General features: G+C 58.9%; 16 protein-coding genes. 12 read left to right on the plus strand and 4 right to left on the minus strand.

Translation table 11 applies throughout. The annotated features are described in order from the left end of the window. The first annotated feature begins 58 nt into the window (after positions 1-58). A complete protein-coding gene (locus ACPPVR_RS16505; RefSeq protein WP_426615251.1) occupies positions 59-892 on the plus strand; it encodes an FkbM family methyltransferase in 834 nt (277 codons plus the stop codon). A 161-nt stretch (positions 893-1,053) separates the two neighbouring features. On the opposite strand, the gene ACPPVR_RS16510 is transcribed toward ACPPVR_RS16505, so the two are convergent. Beyond that, the gene (locus ACPPVR_RS16510) at positions 1,054-1,803 is read right to left on the minus strand and encodes a Crp/Fnr family transcriptional regulator (protein ID WP_426615252.1); all 750 of its coding nucleotides are present in this window, start codon (positions 1,801-1,803) and stop codon (positions 1,054-1,056) included. A gap of 282 nt (positions 1,804-2,085) precedes the next feature. Here ACPPVR_RS16510 and ACPPVR_RS16515 point away from each other — a divergent pair, with 282 nt between their 5' ends. From ACPPVR_RS16515 to ACPPVR_RS16555, 9 genes are all read left to right on the plus strand, one after another. Then, positions 2,086-3,555, plus strand: a complete 1,470-nt coding sequence (locus ACPPVR_RS16515) for an undecaprenyl-phosphate glucose phosphotransferase (protein ID WP_426615253.1) — start codon at positions 2,086-2,088, stop codon at positions 3,553-3,555. Positions 3,556-3,660: 105 nt separating this feature from the next. After that, a complete protein-coding gene (locus tag ACPPVR_RS16520) occupies positions 3,661-4,971 on the plus strand; it encodes a nucleotide sugar dehydrogenase (protein WP_426615254.1) in 1,311 nt (436 codons plus the stop codon). Between the two features lie 37 nt (positions 4,972-5,008). Beyond that, positions 5,009-6,223, plus strand: a complete 1,215-nt coding sequence (locus tag ACPPVR_RS16525; protein WP_426616123.1) for a glycosyltransferase family 4 protein — start codon at positions 5,009-5,011, stop codon at positions 6,221-6,223. A gap of 44 nt (positions 6,224-6,267) precedes the next feature. Continuing rightward, a complete protein-coding gene (locus tag ACPPVR_RS16530) occupies positions 6,268-8,253 on the plus strand; it encodes a heparinase II/III family protein (RefSeq protein WP_426615255.1) in 1,986 nt (661 codons plus the stop codon). 9 nt (positions 8,254-8,262) lie between these two features. Next, positions 8,263-9,036 carry a class I SAM-dependent methyltransferase gene (locus tag ACPPVR_RS16535; protein ID WP_426615256.1) on the plus strand — a complete coding sequence of 258 codons (774 nt, stop codon included), beginning with the start codon at positions 8,263-8,265 and terminating at the stop codon, positions 9,034-9,036. Further along, positions 9,026-10,009 (plus strand): glycosyltransferase family 2 protein, encoded by a 984-nt coding sequence (locus tag ACPPVR_RS16540; protein ID WP_426615257.1) that lies wholly within the window; start codon positions 9,026-9,028, stop codon positions 10,007-10,009. The genes ACPPVR_RS16535 and ACPPVR_RS16540 overlap by 11 nt, the downstream gene beginning before the upstream one ends. Beyond that, positions 10,006-12,492 (plus strand): glycosyltransferase, encoded by a 2,487-nt coding sequence (locus tag ACPPVR_RS16545; protein WP_426615258.1) that lies wholly within the window; start codon positions 10,006-10,008, stop codon positions 12,490-12,492. The genes ACPPVR_RS16540 and ACPPVR_RS16545 overlap by 4 nt, the downstream gene beginning before the upstream one ends. After that, the gene (locus ACPPVR_RS16550) at positions 12,492-13,754 is read left to right on the plus strand and encodes a hypothetical protein (protein ID WP_426615259.1); all 1,263 of its coding nucleotides are present in this window, start codon (positions 12,492-12,494) and stop codon (positions 13,752-13,754) included. Before ACPPVR_RS16545 ends, ACPPVR_RS16550 begins: the two co-directional genes overlap by 1 nt. Positions 13,755-14,013: 259 nt before the next feature. After that, entirely contained in the window at positions 14,014-15,066 is a 1,053-nt protein-coding gene (locus ACPPVR_RS16555) for an AMP-binding protein (protein ID WP_426615260.1), read from the plus strand. 85 nt (positions 15,067-15,151) lie between these two features. Here the strand turns inward: ACPPVR_RS16555 and ACPPVR_RS16560 are convergent, their stop codons facing one another. Then, the gene (locus ACPPVR_RS16560) at positions 15,152-15,916 is read right to left on the minus strand and encodes an FkbM family methyltransferase (protein ID WP_426615261.1); all 765 of its coding nucleotides are present in this window, start codon (positions 15,914-15,916) and stop codon (positions 15,152-15,154) included. A gap of 245 nt (positions 15,917-16,161) precedes the next feature. On the opposite strand from ACPPVR_RS16560, the gene ACPPVR_RS16565 reads away from it, so the two are divergent. Further along, complete coding sequence (locus ACPPVR_RS16565) at positions 16,162-17,409, plus strand: glycoside hydrolase family 5 protein (RefSeq protein ID WP_426615262.1); 1,248 nt, start codon at positions 16,162-16,164, stop codon at positions 17,407-17,409. 157 nt (positions 17,410-17,566) lie between these two features. Here ACPPVR_RS16565 and ACPPVR_RS16570 read toward each other — a convergent pair whose 3' ends face one another. Then, positions 17,567-18,187: a methyltransferase family protein gene (locus ACPPVR_RS16570; protein WP_426615263.1), complete on the minus strand. Its 621-nt coding sequence runs from the start codon at positions 18,185-18,187 to the stop codon at positions 17,567-17,569. A 109-nt stretch (positions 18,188-18,296) separates the two neighbouring features. Then, the gene (locus tag ACPPVR_RS16575; protein ID WP_426615264.1) at positions 18,297-19,640 is read right to left on the minus strand and encodes a glycosyltransferase family 4 protein; all 1,344 of its coding nucleotides are present in this window, start codon (positions 19,638-19,640) and stop codon (positions 18,297-18,299) included. 362 nt (positions 19,641-20,002) lie between these two features. On the opposite strand from ACPPVR_RS16575, the gene ACPPVR_RS16580 reads away from it, so the two are divergent. Continuing rightward, positions 20,003-21,334, plus strand: a complete 1,332-nt coding sequence (locus ACPPVR_RS16580) for a polysaccharide biosynthesis/export family protein (protein WP_426615265.1) — start codon at positions 20,003-20,005, stop codon at positions 21,332-21,334. Positions 21,335-21,337: the final 3 nt, after the last annotated feature.

The raw sequence follows: 21,337 nt of genomic DNA on the forward strand, positions 1-21,337 counted from the left end.
CTGGGTTCATTTTTGCGTGAACGCTCGCTCTTCCCGACACTCCGAATGGAATCTGCCAATGGCCCTGTCCAATCGCGTCCAAGGAAATTGCGTTCACGAAGACCTGATATTTGATGTAGGTCTCCATAAAGGCGAGGACGCCGCCTACTATCTCAGAAAAGGGTTCAGAGTTGTCGGCATTGACGCAAATCCTGATCTGATAGAGTGGAACAGGAAACGGTTTGCCGGAAATGAGCGGATCAAGATCATTTTTGGCGCCATCGCCCACGGCCAAGGCAATGTTCGCTTCTTCGTCGACAAGCAATCCACCTGGGGCACGGTCGATCCAAATTGGGCCGGGCGCAACGTGCGCCTCGGGTCCGCCCATCACGAGATCGAAGTGCCGATATTCGATATCCGCGAAGCATTCGAAAGATGGGGCGTTCCATACTATCTCAAGCTCGACATCGAGGGGCGAGAAGACGTCGTCATTGATGCTCTCGGCGGGCTTTCCGGCCGGCCAGCATTTATCTCCATGGAAAGCGAAAAAATTGACTTTCGAAAACTGATCCATGAACTCCGGAAGCTGCGTAACCTTGGATATCAACGTTTCCAGGTTGTGCCCCAAGTGCACATTCCGAATTCGTCAATCCGCACGCGCGACCGCAATGGCTCTATCTTCAACTATATTTTCGAAGATGATGCATCGGGAGCGTTTGGCGATGATCTGAATGGGCGCTGGATCAGCTTTGTAGAAGCCACTGCAAGATACGCCTTCATTTTCATCCAGTACAAGCTGTTCGGAGACGATGGCTTGATGTTCCGCCTAAGAGGTGGAAGGTTCATTCATCGCTTCTTGATGGCGTGCTTCGGGCCGTTTCCCGGATGGTACGACACGCATGCGAAGCTATAGCCGCCTTTCTCGGCTGAACTATGAATCATGCTTTGCGTTCGCCATCGTCGTAACGTTGAGTTTGCCGCTCGATCAAAGGGAAACCGTTCGTCCCAGTCATCTCCTCAGGCATGTAAGGCCATTTAACTTGAATACATTGTGAGGGGTTTGGAAACAGCTGGTCAGGCGGCCAAACGGCCCGCGCCGACGATCTGTTTGACCTGGTCCTTGATCGCGGCGTAGCACTCGCACGAGCATTCTTCCAGCGCTGCGGCATCAACGATGCGGACCTTGCCGCGCGAAAGCGAAACTAGCCGGGCGGTTTCTAACTTTCGCAAGACGTGCGTCAGGCTCGGTCGGTAAACCCCCAACATGGAAGACACCAAATCCTGCGTGAACGGCAGGGTGTCCGCGCTCGACAGATCTCTACATTGCAGGAGCAACCGGCAGAGGCGCGCTTCCAGCGGATGTACGGCGTTGCAGCCGGCGATCTGGACAGACTGCGCCGCCAATGCCTGGGAATGCCGGATCAACACATCGCGAAGAGCCTCGCTCTCCCGTGCCAGCCGCCGCATCACATCAGCCTCGATCCGGTCGGCATTTCCTGGAGCTGCAACCATCACCTGATTCAAAGCGGTCCCATCGCCAAACGCCGCGATCGCTCCAACGATTGTATTGGAACCTGCGACAGCCGCCTCGGCCGAATTGCCGTCGGAGAAGATCACGACGATGGAAAGTAAGCCGCTTCGCGGGAAGTAGATGTGCCTTACGGGCTCGTGCGGGGTGTGAATAGCGTGTCCAGGGATCAGTTCGCACAGCCGCAAGTGAGGAACGATCAGCGATCGTTCCTGTGCGGAGAGGCAGCTTATGACCTGGTTGGTTCCGGAGTAGAGCATCGTTCGGGCCCCGCAAGCAGCGTCGAAGTGGTTCAAACGCCCGGTCTCATTTTTCGTTCAAGGTAAGGAAGCATACCGAAGCAGGCGGAAGTGCATGTCATGCTTCGTATGGGTAAGTCTGCCCCTCGCGTCTTGTCGCATATCGCGAGTTTGACGAACGGTGGAGCAAACAAGGCGCGCAGCGAATGTATGTTCGCGTGCATAAGGTCTGAGCCTTGTCTCTGAGCCTCTTGCTCTGAGCCTCCTGCTATCTTGGAATTTCCTGGAAGCCCATGCCTCGGCTGCGCGTGCAAATCGCGTAAGGGAGATCGGCAGCAGATGTTCCATCGGACGGTCTCCCCTCAAACCGATGAGTTGCGTGAGCGGGCGCCGCACGACCGTTTGCTCGCAAGTATCGTCCCATATTCCGAGATCGGACTATTCATGGCGGCCTCGGATCTGATGCTGATCCTGATGGCCAGTCTGGCTGGGGGCGTCACCTATCACATACTGGCATTCAGCGAGGTGGGCAGCCTTAGCGAGTACCTCGGAGAGGGGGGCAATGCAGGACTGTTCTTCGTGCTGCTGATGAACTCACTGGGGTTGTACCGGGTATCCATTCTATTCTCTCGCGGACAACTGCGTGCCGTGGCCGGCGGATGGCTGACGGCGATGGCGACCCTCGTCGGGTTCCTTTTTCTGCTTAAGTCGACGGCCTATTATTCACGCGGAGGGCTGATTACCTTCGCGTCGCTCGGATTCGCGTTTCTGCTTGGTTGGCGCGTAATTCTGGCCGCACAGCTTCGAAATGCCCTTGCGGAAGGTCAGGTGAACGGACGCAGGGTCATTCTGATCGGCGAAGCAGCGGAACTCGCACGTCATTCCCCTCGCAGTCTGTTGATGAACTACGGGGCGCGCGACATCGGCCGCTTTCCGCTCTCCTGTTGCGATCCTGGCGGCGCCGAATTGTGCTCTCGCGATTCGGAGGTCATCGCAGATGCAATACGCGCCGCCCACGCTTACGAAGCGGAGAAGGTGCTGATAGCAATAGCCTGGAATGACGAACGACGGCGCAAGTTGATTTGTGAACGCCTGAGGATATTGCCTGTCCCGGTCTTCCTATTGCCCGACAGGCAGTTGGAAATGTTGCTGACGCAGCCATTAACGAATATGGGCAGGAACGCCGCGATCGAGCTCCAACGCGCGCCCCTGTCTCGCGTGGAATTGTTCGTCAAACGAGGGTTCGATCTCATTTTGGCGATCCTCGGGGGGGTCCTTTCGCTGCCACCTCTCATCATCGTCGCGGTACTGATCAAGCTAGAGTCCGCGGGGCCTTTGATCTTCAAGCAGCGCCGGCACGGGTTCAATGGTCGAGAGTTCACAATATACAAGTTTCGCACAATGACCGTACTCGAAGACGGTCCGAACATCCGCCAGGCCCAACGAGGCGATAGTCGAATAACGCGCGTAGGAAGGGTTCTTCGTAGAACCAGCATCGATGAGGTGCCGCAGCTATTGAATGTGCTGTTGGGCGACATGTCCCTCGTGGGTCCACGACCACATGCCGTCGCGCATGACGACCAATACTCGGCGTGCATTGCCGACTATGCATTCCGCAATCACGTGAAACCCGGGCTCACAGGTTGGGCGCAAGTTAACGGCCTGCGCGGTGAAACAGCGCAAATCGAGCTGATGAAGCGCAGGGTCGATTACGACGTCTGGTACATTAACAATTGGAGCCTGTGGTTGGACCTTTTGATCGTGGTCCGCACGTTCTTCACTGCCCCCTGGGCAAAGAATGCGTACTGACAGCAGCCGATAGTCAGGCAACGTCCTGCAGGACACTGATCGAGCCGAGGGTCGATCGGGTGGTTCCTGCAAAGTCATGTGAACCGGAGGCTTGGGAAGGACACCATGAACATCAGCATCTTCGGAATCGGTTATGTCGGCGCAGTCGCGGCGGCGTGCCTCGCACGAGACGGACATGAGGTCTTCGCCGTCGATATCAATCCCGACAAAGTCGACGATATTGCCTGCGGTCGGTCTCCCATCGTGGAGCCGCGGTTGGACGAACTGATATCGAAGACGGCGGCCGCCGGCCGACTGCGGGCAACTCGTAGTGCTGATGAAGCGATTGCTGCTACGGAACTGTCGTTCGTGTGCGTAGGCACGCCGTCGCGGCCGAACGGCTCCCTAAACACCAGCCACGTCGCCCATGTGTCGGAGCAGATCGGCGTGGCCCTCAGGAAGAAGAATGACTTTCATTCCGTGGTGGTGCGCTCGACGGTTCTACCAGGAACCATGGAGAGTCTGATCATTCCGGAGTTCGAAAGGTGCTCGACCAAGAGTGCAGGCGACGGCTTCGGTGTGGCGTATTACCCGGAATTTCTGCGCGAAGGGTCAGCGATCGCCGACTACGACAACCCTGGTGCAGTCGTGTTGGGAATTCACGATTCCATCACGTGCGATCGAATGCTGAAGCTTCACTCGCATACGCCGGTCACGCCACAGCTCATGAGCATTCGGGCGGCGGAGGCGGTCAAGTACGTCAACAATGCGTGGCATGCCTTGAAGATCAGCTTCGCCAACGAGATCGGCTTGGTATCGAAGGCTCTTGGTGTCGACTCGTTCGACGTGATGGACGCCCTGTGTGCCGACGCGAAACTGAACATCTCGGCGGCGTATCTGAGGCCCGGATTTGCATTTGGGGGGTCCTGCCTTCCGAAGGACCTGCACGCGCTGCGCTATTGTGCGCACATGTTGGAGGTCGAGACGCCTGTTCTGGACGGCGTGTGGAGAGCAAACGAAAATCAGTTCGAGGCCGCCTATCGCGTCATCGAGCAGAGCGGTCAGCGCCGAATTGGTTTCATCGGGCTGAGCTTCAAGCCGGAAACTGACGATCTACGGTCCAGTCCTTTCGTCCAATTGGCCGAGCGGCTCATCGGCCGCGGATACCAGGTGAAGATCTATGATCCGATCATTCGCCTTTCGTCGCTGAACGGAGCGAACCGAGCCTATCTCCTGGAGCACCTTCGGCACATCGCTGATCTCCTGCTTGAACGCAGCGAGGATCTCGTCGCCGAGAGCGAAGTTATCGTTGTTGGCAATAGCCGTGTATTCCAGCGGCTCGATCAGATTGGAAGCGAGGACAAGCTCGTGATCGATCTCGTCAGGGTCGATCGCTCGCGCTCAAGCAACGGATCGTACCAGGGACTGTGCTGGTGACATGCATGCATCTTGGAGAGAAAGCCGGCGCGTGCTGATGATGGTCGAAAACCTGCCGGTGCCGTTCGACCGCCGGGTCTGGGCTGAAGCCCGCACTTTGCGGGCGGCCGGCTATGAAGTCACGGTGGTGTGCCCGCGGGGCACGTTTGCCTGCGAACCGGCGGAGGTGATCGACGGCATTCAGATCTATCGCCATCCTTTGCCGCTCGAAGCAGCCGGGAAGTTGGCCTACGTCGTGGAATACGGTACCTCGCTGTTCTGGGAGTTCGTGTATGCCTTCAAGGTGTTTCGTGCGACGGGGTTCGACGCGATCCACGCGTGCAACCCGCCTGACCTGCTGTTCGTCGTCGGCGCGGTCTTCAAGTTCGTGTTCGGCAAGAAATTCGTGTTCGATCATCATGACGTGAACCCGGAGCTGTTTGAAGCGAAGTTCGCGCGGCGCGGTATCCTCTGGCGGCTTCTCGTGCTCCTGGAGCGATCGACGTTTGCGGTCGCCGACATCTCCATCGCGACGAACGAGTCATATCGGCGGATCGCTATGACGCGCGGGCGTATGCCGGCGGACCGCGTGTTCACAGTGCGGTCGGGACCGGACCTCGATCGGGCGAGATCTCGCCCGATCGACGAAGGATGGCGAAATCGGCGCGCCCACATGGCGGCGTACGTTGGAGTGATCGGAGCGCAGGAGGGCATTGATCTCCTGCTTCGGGCGATGGATCACATCGTCCGGGAGCTGGGACGCAAAGATGTGCAGCTGGTCATCGTGGGTGCGGGCCCGCAACTGGAATCCGTCCGGCAACTCTCTCAGAACCTTGGCTTATCGGACTACGTGACGTTCACCGGCCGCGTCGATGATGACCTGCTGATGACCATCCTGTCCACGGCCGACGTGTGCGTCAATCCCGATCGCCCCAATCCGATGAACGACATGTCGACGATGAACAAGGTCATGGAATACATGGCGCTGGGCAAGCCCATAGTCCAGTTCGACCTCAAGGAGGGGCGCGTTTCGGCTCAGGAGTCGTCGCTCTATGCGCGCAATACTGATGTCGCAGATTTCGGCGAGAAGATTCTGGAGTTGGTGGACGATCCGGATCGGCGAAGTGCAATGGGCGCGATAGGACGGAAGCGAGTGCTGAGCGAACTATCATGGTCGCATGAGGCACCGAAGCTTCTCGCCGCCTATGATGCGCTCTTCGCGGCCGAGCCGGAGTTGGCGTCGGTGCGCCGGTCTCGTGGAACGAATGAATGAGAGGGCGTTCGCAATTCCTGTGGTACGCGCGCCGGCTCGGGCGCATGTCCGGGCCTGAAATCGCGCATCGGGCAGTCGAACTCTCAAAGCGCTTGAGCGATGCAAGGCGGAACTTCGGCTGGGATCGGTTCTCTGGATTGGAAGGACCGCTGGATGGACTGCCCGGGCTCGTGCCTGTGGCAGGTGCCGGTGTCCACCAGGAAGTTGCTGGCATTGATGCCGGGAACTTCTGTTTGCTTGGCCAGCAATGGCGGCTGCCCGCGGGTGATCGCCCATGGTACGCGCAGCGCGGCATCTGGCATCGCGATCCTGTATCAGGCGATCTGTGGCCAGGTGCCGGGACCTTCTCATTCCAGATCCCGTACCGCCACGAGCGGCGGCGGGGGGATGTAAAGTTCGTCTGGGAACTTAATCGTCTGCAGATTCTCCAGGTGCTCGCCGCTGCGGGCGCGCACGGCTCCGTGCCGGACATCATGGAATCCTGGATGCAAGCAAATCCTCCATTTGAGGGGATCAACTGGACGAGCGGCTTAGAGGCCGCATCGCGGGTCGCGTCGCTTCTGGTCGTGCTGGCTTCGGTCGACACTAAACTGCGCCGTCGGCTCGATCCGCTGGCACGCCGTTTCCTGTCGGCGCACGTCTACTGGATAGCTCGATATCCGTCGTTGCACTCGTCGGCAAACAATCATCGCGTTGCCGAGCTTGCGGCGTTGCTTCTCGCGGGCACCTGCGCGCCCGGTCTGCCGGGTGCGAGGCGCTACCTGGCCGAAAGCCAGAGGGACCTGGAACAGGCGATGCTCGACTTGTTCTACCCTGACGGAGTTGGCGCGGAGCAGTCGCCGACCTACGCGGCCTATTCGTTGGAATGGTTCGCGCTGGCGAGCCTTGCGGCCGAAGAGAGGGGAACGCCGTTTTCCCCGACCTTTCGCTCACGCCTGCATGCCGCTGCGAGCCACCTGCGCTGGATGATGGACGACGGCGGCCGCCTGCCACGCATCGGAGATGACGACGAAGGTCGCGTGCTCGCGTCCCGCCTGCATCGCGAGGACCGCTACGTCGCATCGGTCGTGGCGCTGCTAGCGCGCATGTTGAGTGACCCGGCCCTGCAGCCACCGTCGTCTGACCCGCACTTGAGGGACCGATTGATGCCCAGGCGTGCAAACGCGAGCGCCGCGGTCAAGCCGGAGTGCGCGCTCGCCGACGATCTCGGCGCGAGTACTACGCGGATCAAGGTATTCGGGCAGGGCGGCTACACCGTTGCGCGCACCGGCACGCCGCACGGCTCGCTCGTCGCTGTTTTCGACCATGGACCGCTCGGGTTCGGGCCGATCGCGGCGCATGGCCATGCCGACGCGCTGGCGATCTGGCTGCACTGGGGTGACGAACCGATCTTGGTTGATGCCGGGACTTACCTCTATCACTCCGGCGGAGCGGACCGGGACCTGTTCCGCGGGACGGTCGCCCACAACACGCTGGAGGTCGAGGGTGCCGACCAGAGCGTCATCGCCGGTCCCTTCAATTGGTCGAGCCACGCCCGGACGCTGGTGATCGAGCGGACCGCAAGCGGCCTCATAGGTGAGCATGACGGTTACTTCCATCGGTTCGGAGTTATCCATCGGCGTGGCCTCGTCTTCGAGCGTAACATGCTGGTGATCGAGGATCGCCTCATCGGCCGTCCAAGCAAGAGGCCTTTGCGCTGGTCGATCGGGTTCCGGCTGGCGCCGCATGTCGTAATACGGCTCAATGGCGATCGCGCCGACATAAGGACGAAGTCCGGTCGGGTCCTATCCTTTTGCTTGGGAAGTTCCCACTTGGGTTGGGCAAGAATGCCAGCCATGCACTCACCCGCGTTCAACTGCCGGGATGAGGCGCTCGATCAGCTCCGTGTCGGAGCTACGTTCAACTCGGCACCGCACGAACAACCTTACGTCCGGACCGTCATAACCGCTTGTTGTGTCGCACCAGAGGGAAGCGAGACGACATACCATGAAAATGCGCGTGGCGCGGCTGCACAAGGCACCTGGATCTAGGAGTGCATCGTGAGTGCTTCCGTAAGCGAGATCTCCGAGTCGAAGACGCGAGCTCTTATTTCCGTGGTCGAGCAGCGTCTGTCGCCCAATCCGTCGCGAATCCTGGTTGTCGGCTGTGGAACCGGACAGGAGGCGGGTACACTGGCCAGGCACTACCCCAACTCCTACACGATCGGGATCGATATCGGCTGTCAGTTCGCTTTCGATCACCCGGGTGCGCGACCCGCGAGGCTCCTGATCATGGATGCGCAGAAATTGGCGTTCCGCGACGGTTCGTTCGATTTCGTCTACTCCTTTCACGCACTTGAGCATATGCCCGACGCGGAGCAGGCGTTAGCAGAAATGTCGCGTGTCTTGGCGCCAGGTGGGGCGTTCTGCGTCGGAACGCCGAACAAGAAACGATTGATCGGCTATCTCGGATCAGACACCTCCTGGCGGAACAAGCTTGCATGGAATCTTGCCGACTACTCGTGCCGTCTTCGTGGGCGGTGGGAGAACATCTACGGCGCCCATGCGGGCTTCTATGCAGACGAACTTCTGCTCCGCTGTCAGATTCACTTTGGTACGGCCCAAGCCGTCAGTGATGACTATTACGGCGCGGTCTACGCAAGCCAGCGGCACTTATTCGGACTACTCGCGTTGGCGCCAGTCCTCAAGGAGCGCCTGCTGCCGTGCGTTTATGTTGTCGGACGCAAACGCGCGTACCCAGGTGAGGGGAGCGGGCGGCGTGCTGACCTGGAGCAGGTTTATGGGCGAACAGAGGAGGCGGAAGATGCCGGCTGATCGTCCCCTGTCAATCACGATCCTTATCAATAACTACAATTACGCCGCCTTCTTGGCACGGTCGATCGAATCCGCGTTCAGTCAGACTTGGCGGCTTGTCCAGATCATCGTCGTTGACGACGGATCGACGGACGCCTCGGTAGAAGTTGCGCAGCGCTATTCCGCCCGTAGATATCTTTTCTTGCGCAAGCAGAACGGCGGGCAGAATTCTGCTATTGCGCACGCCTTGCCCTATGTCGAGGGCGACTACACGATCATTCTGGACGCGGACGACTGGCTCGTCCCGGACGCGTGCGAGACTGTCGCGAAGGCCGCCGCAAGAACTACGCCGAATGCGGTGATGTATCGGCTGGCGATGATCGATACGAACGGCCGCGCCGTCGGAGTCTTCCCAAACGAACCATTCCAAACGGCAGACCTGTCCAGATTTGTCCTGCTCCACGGTTACATCCCGTCGCCACCCACGTCTGGCAATGCCTACCGGACCGAATTTCTGAGAAGCGCCTTTCAGTTCGTGAGTGCTTCCAGCTCCTTTTGCGACGGTTATTTGTCCTGGGCAGCCGCTTCGACCGACGCTGTCGTGAGTCTCCCGGCGGTGCTCGGCTGCTATGGTGTGCATGGAGGAAATGTGTCCACATCGGGCGGATGCGATCGAGCGAGGTTGTACCACAACAATAACTATGCGCTTGATCACGCCCGCCATCTCTATGCCTGGCTGGACGCGCGTCATGCTTCGCCCACCTCGTGGCACGATCTGATAAGTGCGTATGGATGGCGAAACATTCTCTACTTTAAGCTCGTAGAGCGCGCCTATCCGGAGTTTTCATGGACACTCTGCCGTCGGCAGGGCACGGCGAAGTTCTGGCGGGCCCGCCACCATGGGGCATGGAAGCAGCTCAAGAACATAGTTTTCCTGGTCGCCGGATGTCAGCTGGGGGAAGTCCGCGACCTGATACAACGCCGCCGACCATGATCAAATCCTTTTTCGTCTACTTGCCGTCCACGTTCCTGATGAGGGCGGTCGCATTCCTGACGATGGTCGCGGGCACGCATCTTCTGGCCTCGAAGCAGTTCGGATATTTTTCCTTGGTCATCATCATTGGCGAGCTCGCCGAGACCACAACGACGAACTGGACGCGTCTGGCGTTGGCGCGGTTCGGCGCCCACGGGGGGAATCTGCCGCGCGCCTTCGCCAGCAAGGTCGCACGACTTTCGGCAGTTTGCACGCTTGTCGCAATCGCGCTCTCCGCGGCGGCAGCTTGGCTGCTCGCTGCTGAAAACGTCATGGCGGTCGGTGTGGCAGTGGCGGTGTATATCGCCGCGGCGGCGGTGGTTCGCTTCGGCGTAACGCTTCACCAAACAATGGAAAGCGGACGCACTGCGTCGATGCTGGAAGGTAGTCGCGCTGTCCTCGTGCTTGTGGCGGCGATCATCGCCATGATTGCAACCGGTGACTTCCTGATTACCTCGCTCTCCGCGAGCGTCGTCAATCTTGGGATCGGTTGGATCGCGGTCGCGACTGGCTTTCGGCGCACCAATGCGGCGCGAATTGAGCAAATAGCGGCCCGCGTCCTGTTTTCATTTGCGGCTCCGATGGTCGTGCTTGCTCTCCTGTCGCAGGTCGCCGCTAGTCTCGATAAGGTTCTGCTGAAATCATATCACGACGCGGCCATGCTCGGCTTTTACGCTGCGGCCTACACGGTCGGGAGGAACGGGTTCGACGTTATCGCAGCGGCTTTCAATATCGGGACTTTCGTACAGTTGTCCTCGATGTTCAACGCGGGACGGCGTCAGGAGGCCGGCAGCCTGCTATCGCGACAAATGGCCTGCATTCTGGCGATCGCTTTGCCGGCCGCGGGCATTCTGATCGCATCGCGAGACGTCATTGCCCGCATTCTCTTTCCGCCCGCTTATCTGGACACTTTCGTGACCGCAATTCCGTGGATCGCGTTCGGGGCGATCACGCTCAATATCAAGAATTTCGTCTACGACAATGTTTTCCACATGCAATTGCGCAATCTACGCCAGCTTCCGAGCTGCATAGCAAGTGTTGCCGTATCGGCCGCCGTCGGTCTTATCCTGATTCCGTCTAGACCGGCCCTGGGCGCGGCCGTGATGTTCGCCAGCGGCAGCATGGCAGCGTTGATGGTGAGCATTGCGTCGACCTGGTCTCTCATGCCCGTTCGGATTCCCTGGCCGTCGATCCTCGTGGCAACGGGCGCGGGCCTCGGTGTCTGGGCCGTAGGAGCAGGCCTCGAGGTGGCTCTGGACGATGTGCTTCCTAGTACCGTTCTGCTCGGGGTTCTGACGATGATTGGTGTACTGGCAGCGGGAGTGTCGCTCCTTCTTGCGCGAATCCTGGAGCAACCGAAGGGCAACAACGTCGCCATTTCCTTCATCACGCCAAACCCCGATCGGGTCACGGGGATTTCCAGCTACGCGGAAAGCTTGTTCGAGGCAATGGCTCGGCCGCGCGAGCGCCCGCCGCTTGTCCTGCTGACGAATGCGCGGCGGGAGCTTTTTGCCAGAATTGCTGGCGATTGCAATGTTGAATGGGTGATGCTCCCGGCCTGTCCGCGCGGCTTCCCCTACAAGCTCTACAGCCTCATTATCCATGATGTGGCCTGCTCACGTGCGCGCCTGAAAGGTTGCGGCTGCTATGTAAGTGCGACGGCGGCGGGCGCGCTGTTCCCGGTGCTCGACCAATTCGTGACCTTGCACGATCTCTACGACGTCGAGCGACGCTTCCGTCCGTGGCGTACAGTCGTCTATGCCCACGCGCTGTGGCGCTGGCTGGCGTTGGTGTCGCGGGGAATTATTTGTGTTTCCGCCAGCACTGCGACGGAAGCGCGAAGGTTGCTACCATTCGCCGCCGACAAGATGTGCGTCATAAAGGAAGCGTCCAAGTTTACACCCGAGGACGCGTTGAAATCGGCTGATCCTGCACGTTTCCTGTTTGTGGCCAATATCCAACCGACCAAGAACATCGAATGCCTGCTCGAGGCGCTGCGGCGCGCCGACCCAGACATAGAGGTGGACTGGATCGGCTGGGACCCGGCAGGCATCATCAAGGAGTGGATCGCACGGCATGGCGCGCCCCGCGGCTTCAACCCACTGGGCTCGCTGCCCGAGGCGGAACTCCGCAGGGCCTACCGGAGCGCGTTGGCACTCATTGTACCTTCCTGGAAAGAGGGCTTTTGCCTTCCAGTGCTCGAAGCTCACGCGTTCGGCGTGCCGGTGATCGCCTCCGATCTTCCAGTCTTGCGGGAGGTGTCAGGCGAAGCTGCCCTGTTCTTCGATCCTCACGATCCAGACATGCTGCTGGCATGCATGCGAAAGCTGTTGAGTGATCCCGCCTTGCGCGCACGGTTGAGCCGGGCTGCGTCCGCCAACGCGCGGCTCTATTCGTGGGACCACGCGGCCGCAGAGACCTTTCGGCTTGTGGAGGCGAGCTGATGCAGGTCATTACCACCGCCCCCCGTTCGTATCCCGCACGCGTTATGGACCTCGAGCCGTTAATCGCCTGGCTATGCGGCGCAACGATACTGCTGACTTTCACATTGGGTACGCCGAGTCTCGACCTGTTCATGCCCTACGCTGTGTCCGGCGGCAACTTCTTGGCCAAATTTCATCCGGCCAGTTGGCTGGCACCCCTTCTGCTCCTGCTCGTCTGGGAGGACTATGCGGTCGGATGGCAAGTGCCGGTTGGGCATCTCACCTGGGGCATCGGAATTCTGGCTTCCTTGATTTTGTGGCTAGCGATGCGGGGGAAGGGCGCGTTGGCGGCGACCTTTATCGATATCTACCTCGTGCCTGCTATCCTGCTGCTGGCACTGTCGCGGCTTCCTACAGAGCGAGTGCGCTCGCTGCTCAAGCTGTTCATCGCGCTGGCGGCAGTTAACGTCTTCATTGTGGCCATTGAGTTCGCTTCACAAAGAGCTTTGCTGCCACGCGAGGGCTATGAGCCATTTTTCCGGCCGGCGGGTCTGTTTGCACATCCGATCATGGCGGGCTCACTGTTCTATTGCGCCATGTTCTTGACCTCGCGCGGCGTGGTCTCCTCCGGGATGATGCGCGTGCTTATGCTGCTCTTTCTGGTGGGCATTGCGCTATGTCGTGTGCGCGGGCCGCTACTGGTGGGCGGGCTGATTTTCCTGATGAATATCATCACCCCTGCCGTCCCGAGAAGACGCATATCTGACTACGTGCTCGATTTTGGGCTCGTCTTGCTCGCACCCGTTGCCATCTTAGTGGCATTCTCGTCCGACGCTTTCGATCGCATCGTCGCACTGGGGATCTGGGACCAGAGCGCACAATCGCGCTATACCATCTTGGACACGATACACCTGCTGAACGGACACCAGTTCTGGAACGGCGTCGATGGGTATGACGTTGGCAAGTTCCTTGCGACCCAGATGACTGGTGACCAACTGATAGAGAATGCCCTTGTGAGCGTGATCTTGCAGGCTGGCTTCCCGGCGGCTCTGATGATGGCCATCTGTCTGCTCATCGTGCACGCGCCCGCCATGCGTCACAGCCTGACCTTCGTCGTCATACTGGTCGTGATTGCGACAACCACGCTCGGATTTGGCGCAAAGAACATGATCCCGGCTGCCATTGCGTTGTGCGGCTATTGGGTACAGCGCCAGTTCGTAGAACAGCGGCGACGACGTGCCCGGTCAGCAAGAGCAGGAATCAAACCGAATGCGATGGCATGACGTGTTCGGTTTGAAGGCCACTCGGTTTGGCGACGTGCTGCTCCGCCGCACGCCGGGGATTTACCCGCGGTTTCGGGGACTTCTCTCCCAGTCGGAGGACGCTTCACCGGCCGCGCGCCTCTCAACCCGTGACCGGCTGACAGCGCGGACTATGCGGCAAGCCCGAACGTCGGTTTACGCACGGACTCGCGGCGCGGATAGTTTCTACGAGAGGTGGCCGATCCTCGAAAAGGACGTTCTGCGAGATGAGGGATCTACATTGCCCCAACGTGCATGGCTTCCGACGATCGGGGCCGAAACCGGCGGAAGCACGGGCGTTCCGATCGCGCTGCGGCGCTCGTGGTCTTCCGTCGTGTTCGAGCAGGCCGTGCTGGATCATCTCATAGAGCGGCATGGAGGCGTCGACTGGCGGAGCGCCCGGACCGCGGTACTGCGCGGCGACACGATCAAGGATCCGTCCGACATGACGCCGCCTTTTTGGCAGCATCAGCATGGCGGAAGTTATCTGGCGCTCTCGTCCAACCACCTTCATGCGGCCACGGTGGCTGACTACATTGAGGCCCTCAAGGAATTTCGCCCGGACATTCTATGGGCATATCCGAGTTCGCTTGAAGCCCTGTACCGTCTGGCTGGATCGACGTCGTTGGTCATTCCCGGGCTCAAGATTGTCGTTTCGTCGTCCGAAGTTCTAACACCGGAACTACATTCCGAAGCCGCTCGCGCCTTCAAGGTTCCGGTTCTCGACTACTACGGGCAGGCAGAGCGCGTCTGCCTTTCCTATTCGATCGATGGCAAGAGCCATTATTTTGTGCCGGTCTACGGGCGTGTAGAGCTCCGCCACTCCTACGATGACGAAATGTACGGACTGCATGAGATCATTGGGACATCCTATTGGAACGCTGCGCAACCGCTCGTGCGCTACGCCACCGGCGATCTCGTCCGCATACCGAAAGACGAAGGCGAGGCGGGGATCGAAGAGGTTGCACTTGGAATCCGTCCTCATGCCGGCATTTCCGGCCGGCAATCGGACTATCTGGTGTCGCCGGAAGGCGGGCATCTGATTGGGATAAATCATATACCGCGCGGCGTGCCCGACGTGGCGCAAATGCAGGTTCTTCAACCTTCGCGCTTTCACGTCAAAATTCATGTGGTGCCCTTGGCGACCTATTCGGAGCAGACGGAGAGGTTGATCATGAAGAAGGCCCGACAGAAGATTCCCGCAAGCATGAAGATCGACATTGTTGTAGTTGACCGCCTGCAGCGCACCGCGCGCGGAAAAGCGCCTCTGGTGGTGAGGACTTGCGGGCAATGATCAATCATCCGAAGCGCTGGAGCGTTTTCGAGTGAGGTGGCCAACGGTTCGTGCGAAGGATACGCGCAAGGCAGGCGACGACAAGCTATACGCGAATGAACGCCAGATTGTCACCGCTAATCAGGATCTCGAACGGCTGCTGTGCCATTGCACGCTGAAACGGCTTGCTGGTCATTTGGCCTGGCAGCATCCAATCGTGTGGTTCGACATAGACGACATAAACATCGTTCAACCAGTCCAGATTTTCGGAGAACAGGTCCTTCTCGAATCCTTCGATATCGATCTTGGCGATGAAGGGCACGCCGTGTTCCACTGAACGAAACGCGTTGTCCATCGTTATGATCGGCACTCCAGTTTGTGCTCTGATCGTCTGTGTGGCCCAGTGAAGGCCGTCGCTCTTGATTGAAACAAATCCTTCGGTGGATCCAACCGCCGCGCCAATCACGGACAAACGCTCTTTCCCATGCGCATTCAGTCGCAGCATAGCGAGATTGTCAGGTTCCGGTTCTATGGCAACAACCGCGGCTCGCGGGTATGTGCTCAAGAACCACAGGGATGCGGCTCCTATATTCGCACCCGCGTCGACAATTGTCGGGATCTCGCCACGTTGCAGGATTTCTGTATAGCGGCGCCAAATGCGCTCGTTAATTCCCGCGGTGGTGCCGACATCATATTGCCGTTCACGGAAGACCTGCCTTATCACGGCGCAGTCGCTCTGGCCTGGGCGCAAATGAATATTGCCGTAGCCGGCGATCGATACACTTCGTGCCTGCGCGTGATTAAGATGGCGAAACAAAAATTGCGGACCAAGCGAGAAAACATCCTTGATGTTCTCCTTGGCGTCGATCAAGAGATTCCTGACTGCCATTTCGCGCTGACCTCTGCTGAGGCTTCAAAGCGTGCACCACGGAAGTGTTTAGATCGTGCACTACGGAACTGTTGAGATCAAGAGTTGGTGCTTGCGCTGGGGCAGCGGCGTGGAAAGCAGGAGACACTCGGTCGACAGCCTTTGGAACCAATCGCCAAGCCGCCTTGTTACGTCGAGTCTTCAGGGGAGTAGCAAGATGTCGGCGACAGCAAGCGGGAGAGCGGGAAATGCGAAAACTGAAGGGGCCCTTCGCCGGCTTGGTTGCAATCGTGATCTCGGCCGTAACGGCATACGGAACGGAGTTGTTGCCAGAAGCCCGAGTAGGGCGGGGCATCTCTATTCACGGAGTGATGAACTGGCCTCAGATGACGCGGGGGCCACAGCCCTCGTACGTCTGGCCTCCGTTCGCCGCCGCGCCCTACGCTCTGCGCCAAGATAAGCTGGCCCGGTTGAAACAAGTCGGTTTCGATACCGTGAGGCTGACGGTCGGGCTCGGTATCTTTCTGTCGGCGAATGCGGAGCAGCGTCCTGAGCTCGATGCCATCATGGTCGATCGCGTATCGCAACTAATCGCTGCCGGATTCACCGTCATTGTCGACTTTCATCCAACCAGCCAGGACCCGCGGTTCCCGCCTGTAGCTTTCACGCGCGGCCCGGGCCAGCCGCTCGTCGACGCCTTTCGCGAGGTCCTAATGCGGACTGCCGCGAACTTGTCGCGCCTACCGCGGGACAAGGTCGTCCTCGAAATCCTGAACGAGCCAACCACGAACAACTGGAGCGAAAGCGAGATCGCCCTTTGGCAGCTCGCGCAAAAGAGCTATTTCGATTCCATCCGCAGCATTGCGCCGGAGCTGACTGTGATGGTGACGGGCTGTTGCAATTGCTGCGGACTTGAACTGATGGCGCTCGATCCTTCCAATTATCCCGGGAGGAACGTCTACTTCACCTTTCATTTCTATTCGCCGCATGGCTTTACCCAGCAGGGCGCGTTCGATCGCAGCGATATTCTGGCATCGACCCGGTTCGTGAACAACGTGCCCTTTCCGCTGGATTCCATCGGCCTCGCAGACGTGGAAGGCCGCGCACGTGCGGGGCTGGAGGCCGAAAAGATTGGCGACCTGCAAACCCGGTTGCGGGCCGAGCATGGAATCGACGTGGCCGTTTCCGACTTGCGACAATTCTCGAGTGTGGCCGACATCGAGCGCGTGTTTGACAAGAATCTGGATTGGGCGAGAACTTACGGCGTATCGCCGCAGAGGGTTTTCCTAGGAGAATTCGGCGTCATGCGTCCAAACGTTGACCCGAAGTCGCGCTACAATTGGCTCGAGACGGTCCGCGAGGCAGCTGAGCGGCGGCAGATGCCGTGGGCGTATTGGAGCCTGGAGCAGCCGGAGTTCATGGGCCTGGAGCTGAATCGTAGCACGGGCGAGCTTGATCCGCTCACTCTTGATGCACTTGGAATGACTCATCATTGATGCACGCATCGCGGCAGAGTCTGTGCGGTGAGGATATCGTCAGGCAGCCGTCGCGTGACGTCGGGATCCGGTCGTTGAAGTAGGTTTCGGACGAGCCTGATCGATCCAGTTTCCGTGCTCTTGGCCTGCAGTTAGACGCTAGCGGCGTCCGGTGAGTTCAAAAAAGGAAGGGCACAAAGCGCTTGGTGCTTCGCATATATTGCCGATAGCTCTCGCCGTGTTGGGTGAGAAGCGCCTTTTCCTCGACCATTACTCGAAAGGCATAGACCGCCGACATCGTCAGGGCGAGCACTATCGTGCTCAGCAGATTTGTCAGGACCAGTCCAATCCCGATGTTGTAAAGCAGGCCTCCTGTGTATGACGGATGCCGTACCCATCGATATGCGCCTGTTTGCACGATCGGTTGTGCGGCCGACACCGTGACGGAGAACGTGAAATCCTCTCCGAGTGCTATAAAGCACTTTCGTCGCAAATACGTGCCGGCGGCCATCGCAACCAGACCTATGGTATACATCAGCAGCTGCGCAGATCCACCGACCCAAGGAGGCGTGACAAATGCTGTCACAAGTGCAACGAGGCGCGCCGCCTTTGATCCATAATCGATGAACAGCCATGATCCCCTGTCGAAATCATGAGCATCAGGCCTCGCTGTGCGCTGCCGCTTGTCCCTCTCATTCCTGCGAGTCCAGATGTATATGCCCAAGAATGGGATTACATACGGCGGCCAGATTTCCAATGCCATCGGCCAGTGAAACTGATCGACAAGGGACGCATACATAGTAGCTCTCCTCCGTGTGGAGTGACAAACGTCGTGCAATCCCTGTCCTGGCAATTACCCGCGAGGTCGGCGATGACCGGCTCTACCTCACATCCAATCGTGTGTCGTATCAGTTCCCGCGTCCGCGCGGCATTGATCGCGCCAAGTTGTTGTATTCGTCCAAGAGGACGGGAATGACGTGGGCATCTGAAAACAGACATTCTGCACGTGATCGAGCGCGAAACGAGAGGCTCTTTAATAGACCCGGAGAACGGATGGCTGCGAGGAGGACGGAAGCGTAGTTATCGGCTGTCGAGTCAGTGGACAAAATGAATCCGCAGTCTCCGACAACGTCCTCGTTGAACCCATGATCGCTGCAGACAGGAACCAATCCGGCGGCCATCGCTTCGGTCAGTGCATTCGAGTGACCTTCTCCAAAATGACGTGTGGGAAAAAGAAAGATGTGCTCCTTCGAAAGGCGAGCCTCGATCTCAAGCGGGTTCAGGCTCCCGGCAAATAGGACCGGAAGATCCTTTCCATGTTCCATGAGAAAGTCGATGTAGGTAGGGGCGCCGGTGCCGATGATCGTTAGTCTGGCCGGAACATTGGCGTTGCGGAGAAGCCGCACAATCTCAATACCAAGGCCGGCTCCCTTTTCAGGGGCAACGCGCCCCAGCATCACGATGTTTATCCGGTGGTCGAGGTCATCGAACCGAATCTCGTCGCGCTTGCGTGGAATGGTCGTGAAGTTCGGGAGATAGACGACGCGTGATGCCTTCAGTGTTTCAACGAGAAAGCGCACATAACAATTCCCCTCGGAGCCAACGACATCCGCCGTCGAAATCATGATCGCCAGGCAGTTTCGATGGAACGCGCCTCTCTCCTGATAGGAGCTCACAAGGTCTCCAGCTCGCAGGTCGAGTAACAGTCGCTTCTTCAGCATCTGCGTCAGTCGGCAGAGGAGCATCTCGGGGAGAATGAATTGGCGTCGGAGCGGAGTGATGTGGACCAGTTGAAATGAACCGGCGCGCCTCACGAGAGATAAGGCTATCCGCACGAAACCTTGGAGATAAAGCAGTGTTTTGATCCACGTCGGACCGCGCGCCACGGGGTAGGGTAGTTCCAGCACCTCGACGCCGTGCTGTCTGAGTAACGTGATGGTGCGTCGATTGGCCGATTCAAAGCCGCCTCTGGCCGGTTCACCCTCGCCCGCAATCGGTCCGATAAAGGCCACGGTGATAGCGGGCGCCATCTTTGAATCAATGCCCGCCTCGATTGGCCACCGCTCAGGTGCCGCCGCATCGGAGATCAAGGGCGGGACCAGAGTGGTTGCCGTGGCATTTCCGGTGGGCTCCGCAGGATTTTGCGTCTCCGCTGCGTAAGCGCGATCCTCCCGTTGGAGCTTCGCCAGAGAAGGGTCTTGCAGCCTCGCGGATTGCGACATCCAGTACGGCCGGTCGGTTCCGTCGCCCATCGATCGATCCCCCCCTCACACGCCTGTAGTACTGCCGGTCCGCCTTCCCAGTGAGCACCCGCGCGAGCCGAAGTCGCTGGTTCGTCGCCAATGTCTGGGCCCAGAGACGATCTTCAACAACAAACAAGAGAAGTATAAAAATGGTTCCGAGATGTGATCACCTTGCGCGGGAACAGCAGAAGCCGAAAACCGTAGCAATGATGTAGCGTTCGACTATTGGTCGACCCATACGGCGATCCCAGCGCAGAGGCGCGCGGATACGACAATGACCAGGGTTGGAATGCTGTCAGCGTTCCCGGGAACTCGAAGTCGGCAGCGTTGTTGTGATGCTGAGCATTCACAATCACAAAGGATAAGCCAGCATGCCAGCTTCAGGTAGTTGGGGTGCATTGCTTGGAGCTAACCCCCTCCTGTTACTTATCTTTTTCCTGCTTGTTCCGGCTCGCGCGCACGCGGAGTACATATTGGCACCCGGAGACGTTGTGGAGGTTGGGGTGGTTGGTGTGCCGGACCTGCGCCATCGCGCCACCATCGATGTGGATGGTCGCACCTCGTTACCTCTGCTTGGAAGCATCCAAGCAGCTGGACTGACCGTCACTGGGTTGGGCAAACAGATAAAGTCGCTGCTTTCAATGAAAGCCTTTCGCGCGCGCGAGACGGATTCGCGTGGACGCTCGCTCGCCACCCATGACAACGATGTGGTCACGATTTCTCCGGAGGAAGTGATCGTCGAGGTGGTGGAGTATCGGCCGGTCTATCTCAATGGCGATGTGGCAAAACCGGGTGCAGAGACCTACCGGCCGGGAATGACCGTGCGTCAGGCTATTGCCCTCGCGGGCGGTTTCGACACGATGCGCTTCCGCTCTCGAGACCCGTTCCTGGACTCCGCGGATTTCCGCAGCGACTATTATGACCTGTGGACCGAGTTCGCGAAGATCAGCGCTGAAATCGCGCGGTTCCAGGCTGAGTTGGACGGAAGAAGCGCGTTCCAGGCGCCAAGCTTGGGTGACGTGCCGCTTCCAACCTCGGTCACGTCGAAGATCATCGACTTGGAAGCGCAACACTTTAGTGTCGACGCTGCGGATTTGGCCAAGGAGAAAAGATATCTGTCCGAAGCCATCGCTCAGGAAGATCGGCGGATTACGGTGCTTGATCAGCAACGGCAGTCGGAACAGCAGGATGCGGACGCCGACGCCGCCGACTACAAGGAGGTCATCTCAAACTTCCGTAAGGGCATCTTGCCTACAACGCGTGTGTCGGAAACGCGACGGCTGACGCTCGAATCGGCGACCCGCGTACTTCAGACAACCGCGCTGCTCCAGGACGTCGAGCGCAAACGCTCCGAATTCGCCAGATCCCTGGAAGCCATTGACGACAAAAGGAGGAAAGAACTGCTGCAAAGTATGCAGGATGCGACAGTGCGGCTCAACAATGTTCGGGCTCGACTTCAGTCCGTCAGTGAGAAGTTGTTGTACGCTGGAATGGCGAGATCCCAGCTTACCCGCGGCCCAGGTGGAGAGCCGGACGTCAAAGTGTTCCGAAAAAACAACGACACCACGGCGACGATAGTCGCGAACGACCAGACGGAACTCATGCCGGGGGACGTGGTCGATGTCAAACTCCGCCTGGACAGCACGCCGGCACAAGAGAGCACACCACCGGAACGGAACGGCGAAAGTAAGCCAACAAAGTAAGCC

Origin of the sequence: Bradyrhizobium sp. McL0616 (genome assembly GCF_049993385.1) — a bacterium.
GTDB lineage: Bacteria > Pseudomonadota > Alphaproteobacteria > Rhizobiales > Xanthobacteraceae > Bradyrhizobium.